This window comes from Aequorivita lipolytica (assembly GCF_007997135.1).
In the GTDB taxonomy this organism is placed as follows: Bacteria; Bacteroidota; Bacteroidia; order Flavobacteriales; family Flavobacteriaceae; genus Aequorivita; species Aequorivita lipolytica.
In genome coordinates, this window is the sequence record NZ_VORU01000005.1 from 46,176 (window position 1) to 69,378 (window position 23,203).

Below are 23,203 nucleotides of genomic sequence, written 5' to 3' on the forward strand. Positions count from 1 at the left end.
AAGCAAGATTAATTGTTTATTGCTAAAGCAAAAAAAGCCGTTACATTAGGAAAAGCTTCTCATCGGTCTATTTAAAGATAGTACGGGCGATTTTATACTAATTGTTTGGAAATTAAATGAAATCAATTAAAAAAAGGTATGTTTATCACACACCTCTTTTTAACCAAATCTCAATAAAAAATATTACGCAACCTTCGGTTTTGATTGTTGTAGGGCTAAGCTATAGATAACCAAGCCAAATCCAATTTTATTAATTGCATCCGCAATGTTATAAAATACATCCATACTCAGTCCGCCAAATATACCTTCGTACCATCCAGGAGTACCTGCCATATATCCAATCGGGTAGATTGCCCATCCAACCAGCACAAACCAGCACAGAATTTTATGAGCACGTTGTACTGAGCCACCTGCTGCTTTTGCCAACTTTGCCGCTCCTCCGAGCCAAATTTCATAAACAATTGCAAAATAAGCGATTCCTGATACCAATCCCCAAATCTGGGCGCTTTCAGGATAAACTGCTTCTCCTAAATATCCTGTAACAAGCATAATGACGGATAGAAATATTAGTTTCGCCATTAACGATTTTTTCGCGCCCGCTACTTTTAGTATTAAGTAGAATTCAACACACATTAATGGTACCGTAAGAATCCAATCTACATATCTAAAGAAAGTAGGCGATTCTAAGTTCGCTATCCAATAATCTCGCATGTACCAGTAATGTACTGCTGCAATAAAAGTGATTAACCCCGATACCAAAACGGATGTTTTCCATTTGCGTTCGAAATCATTCATTGAAAAAAAAAAGAAGGCAGAAGCTGCCATCATAGCCATAGTCCCGATAAAGAACGTAAAGCCTACATAATCATCTGTAGCCATTCTTGGCACTAAGGAAATAAAAGTTGTCAAATGTCCCATAATATTTTAAGTTTTTTGTTTAAACTAATTTACAAAACATTAAACAATAATATCTTCAAAATTTAAATTATTTTAGTAAAATATTTAGACAATAATTTTTGGGATATGAAATATGAAAGGGTAGCAATTGTGACAACTTTTTTCAGCTTATGGCTGTCTGTTTCTTTTATACATCCTTCCCAAGAATTCATTGCCCTTTTTCTTATATTTTCATTCGGAATTTTACACGGCAGTAATGATCTATCCCTAATCGCTAAAGTCAACACCGCTTCAAGACCGAAGCATTTGGCCATTTTTATTAGTTCCTATGTGGTAACGGTTCTTGTAGCGAGCCTCCTTTTTTACTTTATACCAGTTGTTGCTTTGGTTTTCTTTATTTTTTTCAGTGCCTTTCATTTTGGGGAACAACATTGGAGTGCGTCACTAAATAACACCTCTAGGCTGAATCGATTCTTATTTCTAAACTACGGCCTTGCCTTAGTGTTCATGCTCTTTTATTTAAATTCGGAAGCCACTCAAGCTGTCGTTTTTTCACTTACCAAACTAACGGTACCTAAACAATGGTTTTTATGGATCTTTATAGTGAGCAGTTCATTATGGGTGTTACAAGTCCTGCTTTTAGCATACCGAAAATGTATATTGTTACAACAGCTATTTTTCGAGATATTTATGTTTTTGATTTTTGCCATTGTCTTCAAAACGGCGACACTTATTTGGGCTTTTGGAATTTATTTTATTTTTTGGCACAGCATTCCTTCAATATTAGAACAGCAGTCCTTTCTATATGGTGAAGTATCTTTACGAACTTTTATCATCTATTTGAAGTCTTCTTTTTTCATATGGCTCGTTTCTATAATTTCGATAATACTTTTGTTTTTTTGGTTAGAAGACGATGCGATTTTCTTGCCTGTTCTATTTGCATTTCTAGGTGCCATTACGTTTGCCCATTCTTTCACTATCTCTCAAATGTTCCGTCTGAAAAAATAGAAGCCTCGTAAACTATCAAACTTGAAGCGCTAATCGTTTAAAACGAAAATAAGGAATATGTGAGTGAGAAAATTAGTAAGTAAAGGAGAGATAGTCTGTGTCTGGGTGTTAGGGAAGAATCGTATAATCAAAGTATGCAAAAACTGATTCGGGCGACACAAAGTGAATCATAAAGAGAATATCGCGGATTTCCAAATCATTTCCAAAAACAAAAAAAGCCCATCCTAATGGATAAGCTTCTCATCGGTCTATTTCTAAACCACATCCACCTACGTTAAAACTTCGGTGGACAACACAACATCTTAGTTTGCACTTCTGCTAAGGATTCGGCGCATATAAGCGGTCTGGTAGAAGATTGATTAATCACTTTCAATTGATCTACTTTTGACAACTCCGTATTAAGAGCATCAGTGATACCTGTCTTAAAATAATCATACTCTCCATCCCCTTTAAGTAAAAAAGGAGTTAAGCGAAGAAAAGCAAAAATAATAACGTAATTTTATTCATAATTTAATTGAAATTTTTAATTAAATAATTAAAATGCCACAAGAAAATATTTTATTTTTAAAATAACCACTACGTACAATATGATGTTATTGTTAATTAACATTTCCTAAGAAAAATCATAAAAAATAAAAAAGCCACCCGTTTGATGCGGATGGCTTCTTTCAATTATTATAAAAAATCACTTTACTTTTTAATCAATCTGTAGATTCCGGTTTGTCCTGCTGAAACTACTTTCATCAAGTAATCTCCGGTGGATAAATTAGAAACATTTAACTGCGTAGTGATTGACCCTATGTTTTGATCGATCACTTTTTGACCTAAGATATTGTAAATAACCACACTTTCTATGGTGCTATTTGCACGAAGATGCAACACTTCATTCATTGGGTTTGAATAAAAGGTAAACCCATCTATCGCATTGTCTGCTGTTCCTAATACATCTGTTACAAAAGTAAAAGGACCAGACCAAGTACTAGTTCCGGTTCCACCGCAATCAGCTTGTACGTAATAATCATAAGAAGTATTAGGCATTAAACCTTCTAATAAGTACGGTTTTGCTAACACCACTTGAGGGTTTCCTGTTCCTAAAGTAAACCCAGAAATGCCCCATTCAATGTTCCAAGTAGTTGCTGTTCCATTTTCCGTCCAATCTAACATAGCAGAGGTTAATTGAATATCAATTGCAGTTAAGTTGGAAGGGTTTGAACAAGGATCGCTTCCCCAAGAAATCAAAGCGTAACCACTATAACCCATGCCTGGACCACCCCCATTTCCGTTTCCACCACCACCTCCACCACCGTAGGGCATTCCATTGGCTGAAGGATCGGTTATGTTACAAGAGATATCTGTAAATCCAGCACCTTTACCTCCACTTCCGCCAGGAATTCCACCTCCAGCACCGCCACTTCCACCAGGTGTTTGACAAATTCCTGTCCAAGGGATGGTATCTCCACCATTAAATCCATTTCCTAGTGACCCAGCGGCACCACCTCCACCTCCACCGAAATAGGTATAATATCCGCCACCACCGGCACCACCTGTATAATTTAAAGCACCTCCAGAACCGACACCGCCAGCTCCGCCGCCACCAACTTCTGGATTAGCAACCGAAATTCCTGGTCCACCACCAGTTGCCTGATTAAATATTCCAACGGTTGTTGCTCCTCCAGCGGTATTAACTCCTCCAGCGTCACCAATTGTTACTGAAATTGTTTCTAAGGGGGTTACCGAAAAAGTTCCTATTGAATAACCACCTCCACCACCTCCGCCAGCGCCATTAATTCCACCACCACCGCCTCCACCAACAACCTCAATTGTAATGGATGTGACATCAGGAGGAACAGTAAAATCTCCAGAAGTAGTAAATGGTTGCGAACCTGATTGAGCGCAAATGAAGTTAGCTAATAGGACAATTGAAAGAAAAGAAAGTATTTTTTTCATGATTGGTTAGCGTTAGGTATTTGTTAAAAATTGATCTTTTCGTAAAGTTCTTAAAAAAAGAAAGAATCCGTTTAATGTTTTTTTGGAAGAATAATTGAAAGATACTACTATTTTCTTTAGGAGTTTCTTCTGTTTATTGTTTATAAATGTCTATTGCATAAAAAAAAGTTCTATTAAAATGTAGAAAAAAATAGCCTGATTAAGATTTTGTGGCTCAACACTATAGCCAAAACAGTGTCCATACATTATAAAAACATACTCAACTACTTTGATAACCGAAGTACAAACGCATCAGCAGAATGATTCAATGCAAAAATAAAAGCTTTTAGAGCACAATTCAGAGGTGTGAGGAACGTAGATTTTTTCCTATTTAGACTAACAACAATTTTTGCTTAATCCTAAAATACCACAACTTTTTGACTTGACCCTACCTCAGTGGGTGCCTAAAATAGGTCAAAAAAGCATCTATATTGTGTTAAAACAAAAAAAGCCCATCCTAATGGATAAGCTTCTCATCGGTCTATTTCTAAACCACATCCACCTACGTTAAAACTTCGGTGGACAACACAACATCTTGTTGCGGTCTGGACGAGACTCGAACTCGCGACCCCCTGCGTGACAGGCAGGTATTCTAACCAACTGAACTACCAGACCAAATTTTCAATCTACCTTTCGGCAGACCCCAACAACAGTTGGGCATAGTGAAAAATTGTTACCAATACATTTTAGGACAAGTCCCTTGCTGTATTAAGCGGTGGCAAATATACCACTCCATTTCATTTTCGCAAACTATTTTTTTAAAAAATAATAATTTTTATCCAAACTTCTGACGCTCCACTAGATATGTGGTCAAAATCTTATTGAAACTCTCGTTCACATCAGTTAAAACGTATTTAATTCTGTATTGAGCACATCGCAACTGCAGTTCGGTAAAGTAATTTTGAACCGCTTCCTCATATTGTTCCTTAATATTATCTGCATAAAGGTTTACGTGTTCACCTGTTTCAACATCCACAAAACGCTTCGGGCGGTTACTGAATTCGAAATTTACCTCTCTTTTTTTATCGAAAGTGTGGAAAAGAACAACCTCGTGTTTATTATATTTCAAATGCTGAAGCGCTTCAAATAACTTTTCCGCTTCAGTATCACTCTGGAACATATCGGTAAATAAAAAAACCAACGAGCGGCGTTTTAACTTTTCCGCAATTAAATGAAGGTGCTCATAAGTCTTGGTTTCTGTTTTTTCTTTTGAAGAAAGCAATGCCTCGTTCAACTTTTGAAGTAACATTTGGTGATGCCGTTCACTTCCTTTTTCCGAAGCATAAAACTCATATGCATCGCTGTAAATACTAAGACCTACGGCATCGCGCTGACGCTTCATTAAATTCATAATCGCTGCAGAGGCCAAGACCGAAAACCCAATTTTGTTCAGAGAATTTATATTGAATTCTTTCAGTTTCGGGTAATGCATCGAGCTGCTGTTATCCACAATTAGATGGCAACGCAAGTTCGTTTCTTCTTCGTAACGTTTTGTGTAAAGTTTATCCGTTTTAGCGAAAAGCTTCCAATCTATATGCTTTGTACTTTCACCCCTGTTGTAAATTTTGTGCTCCGCAAATTCCGCAGAAAATCCATGAAACGGACTTTTATGTAATCCAGAAATAAAGCCTTCCACCACTTGTTTGGCAAGTAGCTCGAGGTTTTTAAAACCTGTAATCTCATTGATTTCACTTTCAATATTCATTTTATGATGGTTACTGAGCGAAGCCGAGGTGTGTTTAATTCTTTCTCAATATTCAAACTCGAATTTTTCTACTGAATAGTTTTTTTCAAAATATACATATCGGCCAAATCACCTTCAATAGTGTTTCCTTTTACATCTAACATCCACAGCTGGTTCTCTCCAACTTTATACTGAAAGCCGCCAGTTTCCGTCCTCAAACGGATCATAGCGCCTGCATGGTTCCAAATAAATTCTCCCGTTTGTTTGAGTTCATTTTCACCCGTGGATCCGCCCAAATAGGTCTGTGAAAGTATAAAGGTTTGGTCTTCATTCAACTCCAAAACGGTTTTGATTCCCTTACAATCTGCACAAGGTGTAGTACCTTCGTAAACACCTGCCCAGTCCAAAGAATTTTCAGAGCTATGTATGTCTACAATAGCTGATTCCACATTTTCTGTATTTTCTTCGGAAATGGTTTCTTTCTTTTCATCGTTATTGCAACCAACTAATGTGACCGCTGCAACTGCAAATAATAATACTACTTTTTTCATAAATTTATTTCAGAATTTTATCTACAATCCCGTATTCCACAGATTCTTCAGCACTCATCCAATGGTCCCGGTTGAAGTCTTTCATTACTTTTTCAAACTTCTGGCCACAGTTTTCCGCTAAAATACGTGCGCTTATTTCTTTGGTTTTTAAAATTTCCTGTGCCGTAATTTCAATATCGCTCGCAACTCCACGGGCACCTCCGCTTGGTTGGTGAATCATAACACGTGCGTGCGGCTGAATAAAACGTTTTCCTTTTTCGCCCGCGGAAAGTAAAATACTTCCCATTGACGCTGCCAAACCTGTGCAAATTGTAGAAACCGGACTTTTTATTTCACGAATGGTATCATAAATTGAAAATCCCGAGGTAACGTAACCACCCGGACTGTTTATGTAGAATTTTATTTCGTCGTGGCTCAGCGCATCGAGGTACATCAAGCGATCCACAACGTGGCGCGCGCTTTTGTCATCTACCATTCCCCAAATGAAAACCTTTCTTTCTTCGAGTAATTTACCGTCAATTTTATCCTGTACTTTATTTGTTTTTTCCATAAGTCGTGTCCCTGCCGCGGCGGGAAATATCTTTTAATTTAAGTTCTAAAATTTATTTTAAAAACCGCTCCCCCTTTAGGCGTGGGACAAACGGTTTTTACTATTTCACTAAAATAACAAAAGGCCCGGCAATGCGCCAAGCCTTTTTATAATTTATTTTCTAATTTAATCTTACAAAAGTGCATCAATTGCCTCAGCGTAAACATTTTTAGGGGCAACGCCTACTTGGCGACCTACTACTTCACCATTTTGAAAAACCAAAACGGTTGGAATGTTTCTAACACCATATTTTGCGGCAAACTCTTGGTTTGCATCTACATCTACTTTTCCTACCACCGCTTTGCCTTCGTATTCTTTGCTTATTTCTTCTATGATTGGCCCTACCATTCGGCAAGGTCCGCACCAGGCTGCCCAAAAGTCAACCAATACCGGTTTGTCACTTTTTAAAACCGTTTCTTCAAATGTTGCGTCTGTTATTTCTAATGCCATAATCTTTGTTTTTAATGAGTTTTCAAAAATAGTTATTTTTTATGCGAAATCTTATACTCTTAATATATGTTTAGGAAATGTGGGTATTGTTTCTTTCTATTGTTAATTTAATTTATAACTCAACTGCTCCCGCTCAAGTTCGTCCAGCAATTCCTTCGAAATATTTACCTTATGTTTCCGACTGGGCATAGTAAGATGAATTTTTTCCTCCTTTTCATAAACCACAAAAAATAACTGTTTTTCGCCTTTGTGTGTTTTTACTAATTCTTTGAGCGAGTCAATTTGTCCATCTTTCAATTCGCTCAAAGGAATTGTCAATGTCAATTTTTTCCCGTGAATTTCCATCACATCGTGCAACAATTGAATGCTGTTATACTGAAGTCGTGGCTCGCCTTTTTTGCCAGTATCACGGTTTATCCAACCTTCTTTCACAAAAACACGGCCGTAAATAAAACTGTTTGGAACCAAGAAATGGCGCCATTTTAAATACTCTTCACCAAAAATTTTAAAATCGTAACTGTCTTCATAATCTTCAACTGTGAAAATTGCCCAACCCTTTCCAGCTTTAGATTCCCGGTGCTGCACATCACTAACAACACCTCCAAAACACATTTCCTTATTGAGGAATTTTTCAAGATTATTGAAATCTGAAACCTTACAATTGGTAAAACTGTCCATCTCTATTCTGAAATCGTCCAGCGGATGTCCTGAAATATATACGCCTACCACTTCCTTTTCCTGCTTTAACTTTTTCATCGTACCCCACTCCTCACAAGGTGGCACTTCGGGTTCGGGAATCTGTACTTCGCTGGCATCACCAAAAAGGCTTACCTGTGAAGAATTTTGTGTTTCCTGATATTTTGCCGCATAGCGAAGCACCTTTTCAATAAACATTACCCCATCGCCATCATCATGCAGATATTGCGCTCGGTGTGTATCGAAACTATCAAAACCACCAGCCAAGGCGAGGTTTTCAAAAGCTTTTTTATTTGCTGAACGCAGATCGATTCGCTTAGACAAATCAAAAACCGATTTGTACTTTCCGTCTTTTCTGTGCTCAACAATTGTTGCAACGGCACTGCTGCCAACTCCTTTTACGGCGCCCATCCCAAAGCGGATGGCGCCTTGATCGTTCACTGTGAATTTATGAAAAGATTCGTTAACATCTGGCCCCAAAACCGTCATTCCCATTCGCTTGCATTCGTCCATAAAAAAGGTAACTTGTTTTATGTCGCTCATGTTGTTTGAAAGCACCGCAGCCATATATTCCGCGGGATAATGCGCTTTTAGATAGGCAGTTTGGTAGGCAATCCAAGCGTAACAAGTGGAGTGTGATTTGTTGAAAGCATAACTTGCAAAAGCTTCCCAATCCTTCCAAATTTTTTCAAGTTTTTCCGCATCGTGGCCTTTTTCGGAAGCTTGGGCTACAAATTGCGGCTTCATTTTATCGAGCACTGCTTTTTGCTTTTTACCCATCGCCTTTCGTAAAACGTCAGCTTCACCTTTCGTAAAACCTGCAAGTTTTTGAGACAACAACATTACCTGCTCTTGATAGACCGTAATTCCGTAGGTTTCCTTTAAATATTCCTCCATTGCTGGAAGGTCATATTCTATTTCTTCTTCACCATGTTTTCTTTTCACGAAACTCGGAATGTATTCCATCGGACCCGGACGGTACAGTGCGTTCATCGCAATTAAATCTGCAAAAACCGTTGGCTTCAATTCCTTCATATATTTCTGCATTCCGGCAGATTCATATTGAAAAATTCCAACCGTTTCTCCTCTTTGGAAAAGCTCGTATGTTTTTATGTCATCTAGCGGAAATTCATCCGGATCGAGGTCTATATTGTGTTTGTGCTTTACGAGTTTTACGGTATCTTTTATAAGCGTCAAAGTTTTCAAACCGAGGAAATCCATTTTCAGCAAACCCGCACTTTCAACCACGGAGTTGTCGAACTGCGTAACGTACAAATCGGAATCTTTTGCAGTGGCAACGGGCACGAAATCTGTAATATCACTGGGCGTGATAATTACTCCGCAAGCGTGAATTCCAACATTTCTAACAGAACCTTCAAGGATTTTTGCTTGGTTTATGGTTTGCGCTTCAAGATCACTTCCTTTGGAAAGGTTTAAAAGCTCGTTCACTTTTGGAAGCTCATCGCTTCGGAAACGGCTTCGCAATTCCGCATCGCTCAAACCGAAAATTTTGTTCAGCTTGGTCATATTCGGAATCAATTTCGAAATTCTATCGGCTTCATTCAATGGCAAATCCAAAACTCTTGCCGTATCGCGAATGGAAGATTTTGCCGCCATCGTTCCGTAAGTGATAATCTGAGCTACTTGATTGCTTCCGTATTTATTAATTACGTAATCCATTACCTTACTTCGCCCTTCGTCATCAAAATCGATGTCGATATCGGGCATACTCACACGGTCCGGATTTAGGAAACGCTCAAAAAGCAGATCGTACTTAATGGGGCAGATATTTGTAATTCCCAAGCAATAAGCCACCGCACTTCCCGCCGCGGAGCCACGTCCCGGACCAACGGAAACGTCCATTTTACGAGCTTCAGCAATGAAATCCTGCACAATCAAAAAGTAACCGGGATAGCCTGTGTTTGCTATTACACTCAACTCAAAGTCTAATCGTTGTTTTATTTCCTTAACACGCTGTGATGCTTCCTCGAGAAGCTCAAAACTCGTGAGGGCTTCATAAGAAACCTCAATCAATTCTGGGTAACGCCTTTTGGCACCTTCGTAGGTTAAATAGCGCAAAAATGCGTTCTCCCCACGTTTGCCGCCATCAATATCTTCGGAATTCAAAAAATTCTGTGGAATACCAAAATTGGGAAGCAAAACATCGCGATGCAAAGAGTAAGGCTGAATTTTTGAAACCACTTCCTCAATATTCAAAATCGCCTCGGGAAGATCTTTGAAAAGCAACTTCATCTCGTCCTGCCCCTTGAAATAATATTCTTGGTTTGGCAAACCGTAACGATAGCCGCGACCTCTGCCAATTGGAGTTGCCTGTTTTTCGCCATCCTTTACGCAAAGCAAAATATCGTGGGCGTTGGCGTCTTCTTTCTTAATATAATAAGTGTTGTTGCAGGCGACGAGCTTTACCTTATTGCGCTTCGCCATTTCGATTAAAACATCGTTTACGCGTTTTTCATCTTCCTGATCGTGGCGCATAACCTCCACATAAAGGTCTCCGCCAAACATTTCTTTCCACCAAAGCAGTGCTTCCTCAGCCTGATTTTCGCCGATATTCAAAATTTTTCCGGGCACTTCGCCGTAAAGACTTCCCGTTAAAACAATGATGTCTTCCTTGTATTTTTCAACTATATTTTTATCAATTCGTGGCACGTAATAAAACCCTTCGGTGTAAGCGATGGATGCCATTTTTGCCAAATTGTGATATCCGTTTTTGTTTTTGGCGAGCAATACGATTTGATAACCGTTGTCTTTGTGAGTTTTGTTGAGATGGTCTTCGCAAACAAAAAATTCGCAACCAACGATGGCTTTTAATGGCTTTGCCGAAATTTCTTCTTCTTCATTTTTGGGTAGATCTGCGAGGGATTTGTTGTAATTACTGACCGCCTGCACAAAATGGAACGCGCCCATCATATTGCCCGTATCGGTTATCGACACTGCCGTCATATTATTTTCAACCGCAGCATTTACCAAATCCAAAGTGCTGGAAGTGGATTGTAAAATCGAAAATTGCGAATGGTTGTGAAGGTGAACAAACGGAGCATCTTCAAGCGTGGCGATGTTTTCCTTTATTTCTTCGGAAGAAATTTCTTCGTTTTCCGAAGCGGCCTGCATTTGCTTTCGGATTTTGTCCGAAGCCTTTTTCAGATTTATATGCTCAAGCTCAATTAACTGAATTGTTTGCGGATTTTCTTCGGAAAAGTTTTCGAAGTAATCCGGCTGAACGTCCAATTCTTTCTTAGTAAAAATCTGACGACGCACCAATTCGAAAAAACAACGCGTGGTTGCTTCAACATCTGCCGTTGCGTTGTGCGCTTCGGCGAAAGGTTCGCTGAAAAGAAATTCGTGAAGCTCTGTTAATGTGGGAAGTTTAAATTTTCCGCCGCGACCGCCTGGAATTTGGCAAAGTTGAGCCGTGGTTTCGGTACACGTATCTAAAACCGGAAGATTGGGCAACGGGTTTTCAAATCCCAAACGGAAAAATTCCGCGCCCATAATGTTTACATCGAAGCCTACATTTTGACCAACGATGAATTTGGTCTTTTCCAACGACGCGATAAATCGCGTCGCTACATCAGCCAATTGGAGACCTTCATTCTTTGCCAATTCGGTAGAAATTCCGTGAATTTTTTCAGCATCAAAAGGAATGTTGAAACCATCGGGCTGCACCAGATAATCCTGATGCTCAATCAAATTACCCAATGCATCGTGCAATTGCCACGCAATCTGAATACAGCGCGGCCAATTGTCGCTATCGCTTACGGGAGCGTTGTAGCGTTTGGGAAGACCTGTGGTTTCTGTATCGAAGATTAAAAACATGTGATTAACGATTTAAGACTGATGATTGCCAATTTAAGGTTTAGAATGTGTCACCCAGAGCGCTCCCGATTGTTATCGGGACGAAGGATTGAAACGAGGAAGTAAAAATAGAAAAACCTCCCGCTTTTGGGAAGTAAAATTATCAGGAGTTGTTCACAATAAAAAACCGTCTTTGGAAAATTCCAAAGACGGTTTCATTCTTCTTTTTCAAAATATTAAGCGACTGTTGCCTCAAAATTTTTGGCACTTTGCCACGCAGTTTTTATTGTGTCACGTTGACTAGTCAGAATTTGCTGAGTTGTGGGCGGCAATGTAGTGTCTTTAATCACTTCATTATACTCTTCAACGGCAGCTTTTTCACCTTTTTGAACTTCTTCTAAAATGGTTTCTTCATTATTTGAAGAAAACGCAGTTTCAATGTCTATCCAAGTTCTATGCATCGCACCAGTTGTGCTTCCACCCTTTTCAGGAGTTTCGCCATAGTTTTTAATTTCGGTTTTTAGTTCGTGACCAAAATCATATCGTTTTTGAGCTTGATCGTTAAAGAATTGCTTCAATTTTGTATTATCCACTTTTTCAGCTGCTTTTTTATAACCCTTCTCGGCGTCATAATTTTTCTCTAACAGTTCGTTTAATTTATTACTCATTTTTTCAGTATACTTCATCATCTTTCATTTTAAATTACACAGTTGTTTTTTCGTCATCATTCCTTTCAAGTCAACTGTTCAACTTCATTCGGATATAACCTAATATAGCCTGAATAAAGGGCTTTCAACGAATTATTAACCTAAGCTTACCACAAATTAACAAGGTTTAACCTTTGAAGCACAATTAATCTGAAAATGTTAATTTAATAAGCAACATCAAACTGCCCTTCGGTTATTTCAGTTCTGTTAGTGATAAAAGAAAAAGTGCCTTTGATGGTTTTCTCGGCAATATTATGCTCGAGGATAGTTACCAGCCCATTGGTAGTATCTTCTGGTCCATTAAGACCTTGATATTTGGCAGCAAAACCTCCTCTTGGTAGTGTATATTCTCCGGGTTCAACATTTGCCGTAACGGAAATTACGATTGTGGCATTGGCAGTACTTCCAGAAGTTATAATTGTATTACCCGTATTACGAGATGAAACTATTACCGGTATAAAAGGATTATCGTCTACCCTTGCACTAAAAAGCCCCGCATTGGTAGGGTCGCCAATATCCCCACTACTATATGAAATATTATAGAAGATACCCTTGGACACATAAATAGTATCTATACCCGGAAGGAAGGCGTTAAAGTTGAAGACACCTGAAAGCGTCTTGTTGGTCTCGTTAATTTCTGAAATGCTTACAACCCCCTCCCCATTCGGTTTTGTAGTATAAATATTTCCACCTATATCTTCATAGACCGCGTAATTTCGGGTTCCTTCACTAATGGCAAAATTCCCTTCGCCCAAACGTGAAAGCTGCAATGTCATTGATTCTTCGTCATTAAAACCTTGTATGGTAAGCGTACCATCGTCATTCAATGCCGCGCGGGCATCTGCTGAAATATATAATCTATCGTCCACTTTCGCCTGCAAGGCAACTTCATTGGTTTGTGTATCTTCGCAAGAAATAAGCGACATTGTGGCTAAAAGAACAAATAGAAACTTTTTCATTGGTTATGGGGTGTTTAGGGATTTTCACAAATGTAAAATAAATACTTTAATTGGTTGAATTTCAAAAAGAAAATATACTATCTTTGCCGTCCTTAATTATAACCGGGGTCGAGAACCCCAAAAATTAATTTAAACATGCCTGTAAAAATCAGACTACAAAGACGCGGAAAAAAAGGGAAGCCTTATTTCTGGATTATCGCGGCCGATGGCCGTAGCAAAAGAGATGGTAAATACCTTGAAAAAATAGGCTTTTACAATCCAACAACAAACCCTGCACAGATTGACCTTGATGTGGACAGCGCTGTAAAGTGGCTTCAAAATGGAGCACAACCTACAGATACTGCCCGTGCCATTCTTTCCTACAAAGGAGCTTTAATGAAAAATCACCTTGCTGGTGGTGTTCGTAAAGGCGCTTTGACCGAAGAACAAGCTGAAGCAAAATTCAACGAATGGTTGGAGTCTAAAAAAGGCTCAATCGATCACAAAAAAGCAACACTTTCTGAATCTAAAGAAAAAGAAAGAGCTGAAGCACTTGCTGCTGAAAAAGCTGTAAACGAAAAGCGTACCGCTGAGGCTGCTGCCGCTGCTGCGCCAGCAGAAGAAGAAGTTGCAGAAGAAACTGCTGAAGCACCAGCAACTGAAGGCGAAAATGCTGAAACTGCTACTGAAGACAAGCCAGCTGCCAAAACTGCGATAGAAGAGGCTGCTGATGAAGCTAAAGAAGACAAATCTAAAGAAGCTTAAATTTCAAAGCGATGCAAAAGGAGAATTGCTTCTACTTGGGCAAAATCGTTAGGAAATATAGCTTTAAGGGCGAACTGCTAGTAAAACTAGATACAGACGAACCCGAACTTTTTACCAAAATGGAATCGATTTTTGTGGAACGACGCAAAAACCTGATTCCATTTTTTATTGAAGAAAGCTCACTCCACAAAAGCGAACTGCTGCGTGTACGTTTTGAAGATGTAAAAAACGAGGAGGAGGCCGATGCTCTTATTGGCGCACATCTTTACCTGCCTTTGGAATTCCTTCCAAAACTTGCAGGTAATAAATTTTATTATCACGAAATCGTCGGTTTTTCTGCTGAAGACGAATCATTCGGAAAAATTGGTGAAATTACTGGTGTCAACGACACTACTTCACAAGCTTTATTTGAAATAAATTGCAACGGAAAACAAATTTTGATACCGATGATTGACCATTTTATTAAAAAAGTGGATCGTGAAAACAAAACCATACTTCTCGATGTGCCGGAAGGGTTGATTGAAATGTATCTTTGAAAAGGTTTCAAGTTCCAAGTTTCAAGTTGCTGAGCGTTAATTACAGAGCAAAGTCGAAGTTAGCCGAAGCACCAAAATCGTAAATCGGCAATCGTAAATCTAAAATCATTTGAAGCCTTTTAAATTTAAACAATTCACTGTTGAACAAGATCGCTGCGCTATGAAAATTGGCACAGACGGCGTTTTGCTCGGCGCTTGGATTTCGATAAAAAACAGTCCATTTTCTATTTTGGATATTGGCGCTGGCACAGGAATTATTGCACTTCAACTTGCCCAGCGTTCCAATGCTGAAATGATAGACGCCATTGAAATTGATGAAAACGCTTACGAACAGTGTGTTGATAATTTCGAGAATTCTCCGTGGGGCGACAGACTGTTTTGCTATCATGCTTCACTTGAGGAATTTGTGGAAGAGATTGAAGAGAAATACGACATCATCATTTCAAACCCCCCATTTTATTCCGAAGATTATAAAACTTCCAACGAATCTCGTGATGTTGCACGCTTCAGCGATGCGCTTCCATTTGATGAGTTGATTGAAAGCGCTTCGCAATTACTTTCCGACGAAGGGATTTTCGCAGTTATCATTCCGCGGAAAGAAGAAGAAAATTTCATAAAGATGGCTTCGGAAGTAAATCTGTTTCCAAACAGAATTTGCCGGGTTCGTGGCAATGAAAATTCTGAGGAAAAAAGAAGTATGTTGGAGTTTTCTTTTGAAAAAATTTCAATTAAAATTGAAAATCTTACCATTGAAACTTCACGACACGATTATACCGAAGAATACAAGAATCTGGTGCAGGATTTTTATCTTAAAATGTAGGTGTTTAAGGTTGTGATTTCTACATTTGTATTCCTTTAAATTATTTATAGATGAAACCAGATTTATTCGAAGCTCCCGATTATTATAATCTTGACGAATTACTTTCCGATGAACACAAATTGGTACGCCAAGCTGCCCGCGATTGGGTAAAACGCGACGTATCGCCCATTATAGAAGAATATGCCCAAAAGGCAGAATTTCCAGAACAGATTATTAAAGGTCTTGCTGAGATTGGTGCGTTTGGCCCCTACATTCCCGAGGAATACGGTGGTGCAGGGCTTGACCAAATTTCCTACGGATTGATTATGCAGGAAATTGAGCGTGGCGATAGCGGGGTTCGCAGTACTGCTTCAGTTCAATCTTCTTTGGTGATGTATCCAATTTACAAATACGGAAACGAAGAACAACGCAAAAAATACCTACCAAAACTCGCTTCTGGCGAATGGATGGGCTGTTTCGGTTTGACCGAGCCAGACCACGGCAGTAATCCCGCCGGAATGACCACCAGCTTTAAAGACAAGGGCGACCACTATCTTTTAAATGGTGCTAAAATGTGGATCAGCAACGCTCCTTTCGCACAAGTTGCCGTAGTTTGGGCGAAAAACGAAGAAGGTAGAATTCACGGTTTAATTGTAGAGCGTGGCATGGAAGGCTTCTCAACTCCTGAAACTCACAATAAATGGTCGCTTCGTGCTTCGGCAACTGGCGAACTTATTTTTGACAACGTGAAAGTTCCGAAGGAAAACTTACTTCCGAATAAATCAGGCTTGGGCGCGCCACTTGGCTGCCTTGATTCTGCACGTTACGGAATTGCTTGGGGCGCAATTGGCGCTGCGATGGATTGTTATGATACAGCGCTTCGTTATTCAAAAGAAAGAATGCAGTTTGGAAAGCCTATTGGTCAATTCCAACTTCAGCAGAAAAAACTTGCCGAAATGATTACCGAAATCACCAAAGCACAATTACTAGCTTGGCGCGTGGGTGTAATGCGAAATGCAGGAACCGCAACAAGCGCACAAATCTCTATGGCGAAACGAAATAATGTAGATATGGCGATAAATATTGCCCGAGAAGCAAGACAAATACTCGGCGGAATGGGCATCACTGGTGAATACAGCATTATGCGCCACAGTATGAACCTTGAAAGCGTAATCACGTATGAAGGCACTCACGATATCCATTTGTTAATTACCGGATTAGATATTACTGGGCTGAACGCGTTTCAATAAAACAAAACACATCCCATAGAAAAGCCACGAATTCATGAATATTTTATACTATATTCGTGAATTCGTGGCTTTTAATTTTTGACAATGTCTTCTTTCAAAAGAATTTCCAGAGCTTACCAATCTGCACGCCGGATTTCTTTTAACGATACTTCTAAATTTATAATTTTCAGTGATTGCCATCGCGGCGACAACAGTTTTGCAGACGATTTTGCCAATAATCGAAACATATACTTTCACGCCCTTCAGGATTACTACAAGAACGGTTTTACGTATTGTGAATTAGGAGATGGCGATGAGCTTTGGGAAAATATTTTTTTTAAAGATGTTTTTGAAGCGCATCATAATGTGTATGAACTGATGAAACTTTTTTATGCGGAAAACCGGCTTTATAGATTGGTCGGGAATCACGATATGGCGTATATGAACCAAAAATTTGTAGAGAAAACACTCTCTACCTATTTTGATAAAATAACAGGAAAGGACGCACCTCTTTTCCCAGGAATTGAATTTACAGAAGGTTTGATTTTGGAGCACGAAGAAACCAAACAGGAAATTTTTATGATGCACGGCCACCAAGCAGATTGGATGAATTATGTTGGTTGGAAATTTAATAGATTTATGGTGCGTGCACTGTGGCGACAATTACAAATTTTTGGCATTGGCGACCCAACAAGCCCTGCGAAAAACTACAAAGAACTTATAAAAGTTGAAAGAAGAACAAAACGCTGGATTGTTGAAAACAAAAACGTTTTTACTATTATAGGTCACACGCATAGACCACGTTTTCCAGAGCCCGGCGACATAGCTTTTTTTAATGATGGAAGTTGCGTTCACCCTAGAAGTATTACAGGAATAGAAATTAAAAATGGTGAGATTTCATTAATAAAATGGCAGATTGACACCACTGAAGACGGAACGTTGAAAGTTGTAAAAATGCTTTTGGAAGGACCTCAAAAATTGATCGATTACAAAACCAAATAAAAATATATTCCGTAAGAAATGAAAATTATAAAAATCACACTCCTTTTCGTCTCTCTTTCTCTATTATCATGCGGAGTTTCCAGAAAAAACAATTCTTCGGAAGCCACTTATAAATATCTGGCGCTTGGCGATAGTTACACAATAGGCGAAAGCGTTTGTAGCGACTGCAATTATCCGAAACAATTGACGGATAGTTTAAACAATACTTCAAAAGAAAAAACTTCGGTAAAAATTATTGCAAAAACTGGTTGGACAACAACAGATCTGATTTCGGCAATTGCTGCTGAAAACCCTTCAAAAGATTATGATTTGGTTACGTTGCTTATTGGCGTTAACAACCAATACCAAGGAAAGCCTTTTTCGCTTTACGAAGAAGAATTCCCAAAACTACTGGATATGGCGATTGATTTTGCCAAAGGAAAAAAGGAAAATGTAATTGTACTTTCCATTCCGGACTATGCTTTTACGCGTTTCGGACAAAAATCTGGCAAAGCAGAGAAAATAACTTCAGATTTAATAAGATACAATGCTTTCGCTGAAAGGATTTCAAAAGAAAAAGGGGTTCATTTTGAAAACATCACGCCAATTACACAAGAAGGTTTGGAAAACCTGAAACTCGTTGCTTCAGATGGATTGCACCCTTCAGAAGTTGCTTATAAAAAATTTGTTGAGCTGATGTTTGACAGTGTTTTAAAAATACTCCGCTAAACTTCGGGAGCTAATTCTATTTCTAAACCGTCCAGTTCTTCCTTTATAAAAATCTGACAGCCAAGACGGCTGTTTTCTTTCACATTAAAAGCTTCGGCAAGCATTAAATCTTCATCGTAGCTCATTTCAGGAAGCTCGTGATTGCTTAAAACATAACACTGGCAAGAGGCGCACATGGCCATTCCGCCGCAGATACCGATAGTACCTTCGGGAGCCAATTCGTATGATCGAACTATTTCCATAAGGTTCATATTCATATCTGTTGGAGCATCAACTTCGTGTTTAACTCCTTGGCGATCAATAATCGTTACTTTTATATCAGTCATTTGTTAATTGATTGACCTAATAACAGCCTTTGGGGCTTCTTTTTTACTTCCATCAAAACCTTCTACACCACCAACGGTAGTATATTTCATTACATAGCGTTTATCGGGGAAAATACGCTGGTAGGCACTTTGGCACATTAATGTTGCCTCGTGAAAACCACAAAGTATCAGCTTCAGTTTTCCGGGATATGTGTTTACGTCGCCAATGGCATAGATACCAGGAATGTTAGTCTGATAGTCTAAAGTATTATCAACTTTTATTGCATTTTTTTCAATTTCAAGTCCCCAATCTGCAATTGGACCAAGCTTTGGCGACAATCCGAACAGCGGAATAAAATGGTCGCATTCACGGTTGAAAACCTCAGCACCTTGTTTTATTACTACTTCTTCTAAACCATTATTACCAACCAAACCAATTACTTCGGCAGGAGTTATCAATTCAATTTTTCCAAGGTTTTTTAGTTCCTGAACTTTATCAACACTGTCCAAGGCACCGCGAAATTCGTTTCTGCGGTGGATAAGCGTAACACTCTTTGCTACATCTGTCAAGAAAATACTCCAATCTAGGGCAGAATCACCACCTCCAGAAATAACCACATTTTTGTCGCGGTATAATTCAGGGTCGCGAATAATGTATTCAACACCTTTGTCTTCAAAGTCAGAAAGGTTTGTAATTGGCGGTTTGCGTGGTTCAAAACTTCCCAATCCGCCGGCTATAGCAACAATTGGCGCATGGTGTTTCGTGCCTTTCTCTGTGGTGACTATAAAAGAGCCGTCATCTAATTTTTCAATAGTATCAGCACGTTCGCCCAAGGTGAAGCCAGGCTGAAAGGGTTCAATCTGCTTCATTAAATTATTCACTAAATCACCAGCAAGTACTTCCGGAAAACCTGGAATATCATAAATAGGTTTTTTAGGATATATTTCGGTACACTGCCCTCCAGCTTGCGGAAGGGCATCTATTAAGTGACATTTCAGTTTTAGCAATCCTGCCTCAAAAACAGCAAAAAGACCTGTGGGCCCTGCACCGATTATGAGAATATCTGTTTTTATCATGAAAGACTATTTCTTAATTACGTTCAAAAATAGTTTTGAAATTGAGTTAAAAAAATGACGGTTGTCATTACTATGAAATGCTTACAACTTTTTCAATCTGAGGGGCATGTTTTTTTATAGTCATTTCTACACCGCTCTTGAGTGTCATTTGGTTTACGGAACAGCCCACGCAAGCACCTTGCAGCTGAACATTCACCACTTTTCCATCTTCAATGGACAGAAGCGCAATGTCGCCGCCGTCATTCTGCAAAAATGGACGTATCTCGTCTAATGCTTCCTCTATTTTTGTTGTAAGTTCTTGGGTTGTCATATTATTTTTTTACGGCGCTGCAACCTGCCATTGTTGTAATTTTTATAGCTTCCGTAGGCGGAAGGTTTTCGTTTCTACGAACGGTTTCTTCTACCACGTTTCTTGTAATTGCTTCAAATGCTTCTTCAATTTGCGTTGCCGTTTGAAGAGCTGCTGGTCTTCCCGCATCACCCGCTTCACGAATGCTTTGAACTAAAGGAATTTCGCCCAAAAATGGAACATCTAAATCTTCAGCCAAATGTTTTGCACCCTCTTTCCCAAAGATATAATATTTATTTTCAGGAAGTTCAGCTGGCGTAAAATAGGCCATATTCTCAATAATTCCCAAAACGGGAACGTCGATATTTTCTTGACGGAACATTGCCACTCCTTTTCTGGCATCGGCCAAGGCCACATTTTGCGGGGTGCTAACAACAACCGCTCCTGTGATTGGCAAGGATTGCATAATACTTAAATGTATATCTCCCGTTCCCGGAGGAAGATCGATTAACATAAAATCCAACTCTCCCCAAGCGGCATCAAAAATTAATTGATTTAAAGCTTTTGCAGCCATCGGTCCACGCCAAATTACAGCCTGGTCTGCTTGTGTGAAAAAACCTATAGAAAGAATTTTTATTCCGTAATTTTCAACGGGCTTCATTTTGCTTTTACCATCAATGTTCACGGAAAGTGGCTTCTCCATTGCAACGTCAAACATTATGGGGATTGATGGACCATAAATATCCGCATCCAAAATCCCTACTTTGAAACCCATTTTAGAAAGTGTAACCGCCAAATTTGCCGTTACGGTAGATTTTCCAACGCCGCCTTTACCGGAAGCTACGGCAACAATATTCTGAATCCCAGGAATTGCTTTTCCTTTTATAAGATTCGGGTTTTGAGGTTTTGCGGGTGCTTCAACTTTAATGTTCACTTGCACTTTAGCATTTGCATCCACTTTCTCGTGAATGGTTTTTATTACATCTGCTTCCGCGCGTTTTTTTATGTGAAGTGCTGGTGTGGAAAGTTTCAAATCCACGATAATTTCGTCTGCAAAGGTCATAACATTCTGAACGGCTCCGCTCTCCACCATATTTTTTCCTTCACCTGAAACTGTAATAGTCTCGAGGGCTTTCAGGATATCTTGTTTTGAAATGCTCATTTTTTTATTCTTAATATTTAGACTGATTCTAAAGTACAAATATAGTGGGAAAACTTCGGAAAATGAAGCTGTAAGATTGAAATGATTTATAGTGTGATAACTGGAATATTAGATGACTGGATTGTAAGAAATTCGTCACCTAGCTATTTCCAAAAATTTGTTAATTTTTGAATAATTGGGAAATAAATTAAACAATCACTTATATCATAATAGCACATTTTCAAAGCTCATTCTTAGGATCCCAAAAATGCTTTTCAAAATTTTGGATTTTGTTGTCAACCACTAAAATTCCTTCGCTTTCCAAAAGCTGTTGCATTAAGTTTGTACCCTGAAAATGATGCTTACCAGTAAGCAGTCCATTTCTGTTAACAACCCGATGTGCGGGAACGTCTTTATTATTACTTCCATTCATTGCCCAGCCCACCATTCTGGCACTTCCGGCTGCACCCAAATGCTTAGCTATTGCTCCGTAAGATGTAACCCTTCCGTGAGGAATAAGTTTTGCTACCCGATAGACTTTTTCAAAAAAACCTTCATTGGACATATTATATCTCCCTTAAAATTTTGAAAAGCGTAATTACCGATATAATAGCAGTTACAATTCCAATTACGTAATTCATATTCAGTTTTAGCTTGCGTGACTGCTCTTTCGGTCTAAAAAACTGAACATATAATGCTAGGCTCGCGAATGTGCCAAGGCCCGATGCTAATACAGCAATCCAAAGTTCTGGCTGCGAAAAAGAAAAAGCTCCAAAGGCCGAAAAAGTAATACCGAGATACATCCAGTAAGGTATTGGAAGCAGGTTGAGCATCGCAATAAAAACACCTAAAAAGAATCTATTTTTTTTTGAATGCTCTCCACGATCGCGCAATTCCCTGCGTGTATCCTTTGCAATAAAGATGAAGTAAATGGTAAGGCTAATAAATATTCCCAGAGCCACCTTTTGAAGCATGCTCACAATTTCCGGATGCTTGCCTATATATCGCGCAAAAATCAGGGCAATATATGTTTGCAGCATGACAGTAATACAAACACCAATTGAAAAAAGAAAGCCTTTTTTTCGGCCCTCCTTCATACTTATTTTGGCTGCATACATGTTTATTAAACCAGGCGGCAACACCCCAATAAATGACCCAAGTAAACCTATAAGTAAGTTGTAAAAAATCGCCATTTAGGGCCTTTATTTCTGTGAATATACTGAATTTTTAACTAACGGAATTTAAACCGAATGTAGGTTATTTTTTTACCCACTTCTAGATATTGTTGTTCATAAAAAGTTTGAATATTAGTCACAGCTTCCGGCGCACCTTGGCTACCATAAACATCGTGATGGGCATATTCAATTTCTTCATCCAAGCCGTGCAGAAGTCCGAGTGTATAGCCGTGCATAAATTCGCTATCGGTTTTTAGGTGAACAACGCCACCCGGTTTTAGTATTTTTTTATACTTCCGGAGAAAATCTCCGTTGGTTAAACGATGCTTTGTACGCTTGTATTTTATCTGTGGATCTGGGAAGGTGATCCAAATTTCATCCACTTCGTTTTCACTAAAAATATGATCCACAAGTTCAATCTGGGTACGTAAAAAGCCAACATTACCCAGATTTTCCGCCAAAGCAATTTTTGCACCGCGCCAAAAACGGGCACCTTTAATGTCTATCCCAAGAAAATTTACATCGGGATATCCTTTTGCAAGATTTACAGAGTATTCTCCTTTTCCGCAGCCCAGTTCCAAAACCAAAGGGTTTTCATTTTTAAAGAATTTTTTTCGCCAGTTTCCTTTAAGTTTCAGCGCATCGCTTAAAACTTCTTCCCTTGATGGTTGAACTACATTTTCAAAAGTTTCATTTTCTTTAAAGCGTCTTAGCTTATTTTTGCTTCCCACGGTATAGTTCGATGTTTAAAATTCAATATTCAAAGTTGCAAACAATAAAATGTTTTAAACTTCCCATTTCGTATTACGAACGACAAAATTAAGGAAATATACTCCCGCTGCAATTATTGCTACC

At 38.9% G+C, this 23,203-nt stretch carries 23 protein-coding genes and 1 tRNA gene; 7 read left to right on the plus strand and 17 right to left on the minus strand.

The genetic code is table 11. The features are described from left to right. Positions 1–183 precede the first annotated feature (183 nt). Positions 184–879: a bacteriorhodopsin-like gene (locus ESV24_RS07845; protein WP_415501064.1), complete on the minus strand. Its 696-nt coding sequence runs from the start codon at positions 877–879 to the stop codon at positions 184–186. Between the two features lie 144 nt (positions 880–1,023). Here ESV24_RS07845 and ESV24_RS07850 point away from each other — a divergent pair, with 144 nt between their 5' ends. Then, positions 1,024–1,905: a Brp/Blh family beta-carotene 15,15'-dioxygenase gene (locus tag ESV24_RS07850; protein WP_111814296.1), complete on the plus strand. Its 882-nt coding sequence runs from the start codon at positions 1,024–1,026 to the stop codon at positions 1,903–1,905. A 690-nt stretch (positions 1,906–2,595) separates the two neighbouring features. Here ESV24_RS07850 and ESV24_RS15585 read toward each other — a convergent pair. From ESV24_RS15585 to ESV24_RS07900, 9 genes are all read right to left on the minus strand, one after another. Continuing rightward, complete coding sequence (locus ESV24_RS15585; protein ID WP_160110583.1) at positions 2,596–3,852, minus strand: T9SS type A sorting domain-containing protein; 1,257 nt, start codon at positions 3,850–3,852, stop codon at positions 2,596–2,598. Positions 3,853–4,432: 580 nt separating this feature from the next. Further along, positions 4,433–4,506 (minus strand) — tRNA-Asp (locus ESV24_RS07865). Positions 4,507–4,666: 160 nt separating this feature from the next. Beyond that, complete coding sequence (locus ESV24_RS07870) at positions 4,667–5,596, minus strand: DUF58 domain-containing protein (RefSeq protein ID WP_111814292.1); 930 nt, start codon at positions 5,594–5,596, stop codon at positions 4,667–4,669. Positions 5,597–5,664: 68 nt separating this feature from the next. Continuing rightward, positions 5,665–6,126 (minus strand): copper resistance protein NlpE, encoded by a 462-nt coding sequence (locus ESV24_RS07875; RefSeq protein WP_111814289.1) that lies wholly within the window; start codon positions 6,124–6,126, stop codon positions 5,665–5,667. Positions 6,127–6,130: 4 nt separating this feature from the next. Further along, the gene (locus ESV24_RS07880) at positions 6,131–6,676 is read right to left on the minus strand and encodes a ClpP family protease (protein ID WP_111814287.1); all 546 of its coding nucleotides are present in this window, start codon (positions 6,674–6,676) and stop codon (positions 6,131–6,133) included. A 171-nt stretch (positions 6,677–6,847) separates the two neighbouring features. Continuing rightward, a complete protein-coding gene (trxA, locus tag ESV24_RS07885) occupies positions 6,848–7,165 on the minus strand; it encodes a thioredoxin (RefSeq protein WP_111814285.1) in 318 nt (105 codons plus the stop codon). A 102-nt stretch (positions 7,166–7,267) separates the two neighbouring features. Continuing rightward, positions 7,268–11,698, minus strand: coding sequence for a DNA polymerase III subunit alpha (dnaE, locus tag ESV24_RS07890; RefSeq protein ID WP_111814283.1), 4,431 nt, complete (start codon positions 11,696–11,698; stop codon positions 7,268–7,270). 215 nt (positions 11,699–11,913) lie between these two features. Then, positions 11,914–12,363, minus strand: a complete 450-nt coding sequence (locus tag ESV24_RS07895; protein WP_111814281.1) for a ferritin-like domain-containing protein — start codon at positions 12,361–12,363, stop codon at positions 11,914–11,916. Positions 12,364–12,548: 185 nt separating this feature from the next. Next, a complete protein-coding gene (locus ESV24_RS07900) occupies positions 12,549–13,343 on the minus strand; it encodes a DUF6252 domain-containing protein (RefSeq protein ID WP_111814279.1) in 795 nt (264 codons plus the stop codon). Between the two features lie 135 nt (positions 13,344–13,478). Here ESV24_RS07900 and ESV24_RS07905 point away from each other — a divergent pair, with 135 nt between their 5' ends. The 6 genes from ESV24_RS07905 (at position 13,479) to ESV24_RS07930 (ending at position 18,361) form a co-directional block, all read left to right on the plus strand. Continuing rightward, positions 13,479–14,087, plus strand: a complete 609-nt coding sequence (locus ESV24_RS07905) for a 30S ribosomal protein S16 (RefSeq protein ID WP_111814277.1) — start codon at positions 13,479–13,481, stop codon at positions 14,085–14,087. Between the two features lie 11 nt (positions 14,088–14,098). Continuing rightward, the gene (gene rimM / locus ESV24_RS07910; protein ID WP_111814275.1) at positions 14,099–14,623 is read left to right on the plus strand and encodes a ribosome maturation factor RimM; all 525 of its coding nucleotides are present in this window, start codon (positions 14,099–14,101) and stop codon (positions 14,621–14,623) included. Between the two features lie 160 nt (positions 14,624–14,783). After that, a complete protein-coding gene (locus ESV24_RS07915) occupies positions 14,784–15,443 on the plus strand; it encodes a tRNA1(Val) (adenine(37)-N6)-methyltransferase (RefSeq protein ID WP_111814273.1) in 660 nt (219 codons plus the stop codon). A gap of 50 nt (positions 15,444–15,493) precedes the next feature. Continuing rightward, a complete protein-coding gene (locus ESV24_RS07920) occupies positions 15,494–16,672 on the plus strand; it encodes an acyl-CoA dehydrogenase family protein (protein WP_111814271.1) in 1,179 nt (392 codons plus the stop codon). A gap of 84 nt (positions 16,673–16,756) precedes the next feature. Next, complete coding sequence (locus ESV24_RS07925) at positions 16,757–17,653, plus strand: metallophosphoesterase (RefSeq protein ID WP_111814269.1); 897 nt, start codon at positions 16,757–16,759, stop codon at positions 17,651–17,653. Between the two features lie 18 nt (positions 17,654–17,671). Then, positions 17,672–18,361, plus strand: coding sequence for an SGNH/GDSL hydrolase family protein (locus ESV24_RS07930; protein WP_111814266.1), 690 nt, complete (start codon positions 17,672–17,674; stop codon positions 18,359–18,361). Here ESV24_RS07930 and ESV24_RS07935 read toward each other — a convergent pair. The 7 genes from ESV24_RS07935 to trmB form a co-directional block, all read right to left on the minus strand. After that, positions 18,358–18,687 carry a 2Fe-2S iron-sulfur cluster-binding protein gene (locus ESV24_RS07935; RefSeq protein WP_111814264.1) on the minus strand — a complete coding sequence of 110 codons (330 nt, stop codon included), beginning with the start codon at positions 18,685–18,687 and terminating at the stop codon, positions 18,358–18,360. The two genes, ESV24_RS07930 and ESV24_RS07935, sit on opposite strands and share 4 nt — an antisense overlap. Positions 18,688–18,690: 3 nt before the next feature. Then, a complete protein-coding gene (locus ESV24_RS07940) occupies positions 18,691–19,743 on the minus strand; it encodes an NAD(P)/FAD-dependent oxidoreductase (RefSeq protein ID WP_111814262.1) in 1,053 nt (350 codons plus the stop codon). A 70-nt stretch (positions 19,744–19,813) separates the two neighbouring features. Then, a complete protein-coding gene (locus ESV24_RS07945) occupies positions 19,814–20,053 on the minus strand; it encodes a NifU family protein (RefSeq protein WP_111814260.1) in 240 nt (79 codons plus the stop codon). A 1-nt stretch (position 20,054) separates the two neighbouring features. Then, on the minus strand, positions 20,055–21,194 hold the full coding sequence (locus ESV24_RS07950) for an Mrp/NBP35 family ATP-binding protein (RefSeq protein ID WP_111814258.1): 1,140 nt from the start codon (positions 21,192–21,194) through the stop codon (positions 20,055–20,057). A 220-nt stretch (positions 21,195–21,414) separates the two neighbouring features. Then, positions 21,415–21,738, minus strand: coding sequence for an MGMT family protein (locus ESV24_RS07955; protein ID WP_111814256.1), 324 nt, complete (start codon positions 21,736–21,738; stop codon positions 21,415–21,417). Position 21,739: 1 nt separating this feature from the next. Then, a complete protein-coding gene (locus tag ESV24_RS07960; RefSeq protein WP_111814254.1) occupies positions 21,740–22,366 on the minus strand; it encodes a LysE family translocator in 627 nt (208 codons plus the stop codon). Between the two features lie 38 nt (positions 22,367–22,404). After that, positions 22,405–23,079 carry a tRNA (guanosine(46)-N7)-methyltransferase TrmB gene (gene trmB / locus ESV24_RS07965; protein ID WP_111814252.1) on the minus strand — a complete coding sequence of 225 codons (675 nt, stop codon included), beginning with the start codon at positions 23,077–23,079 and terminating at the stop codon, positions 22,405–22,407. Positions 23,080–23,203 lie beyond the last annotated feature (124 nt).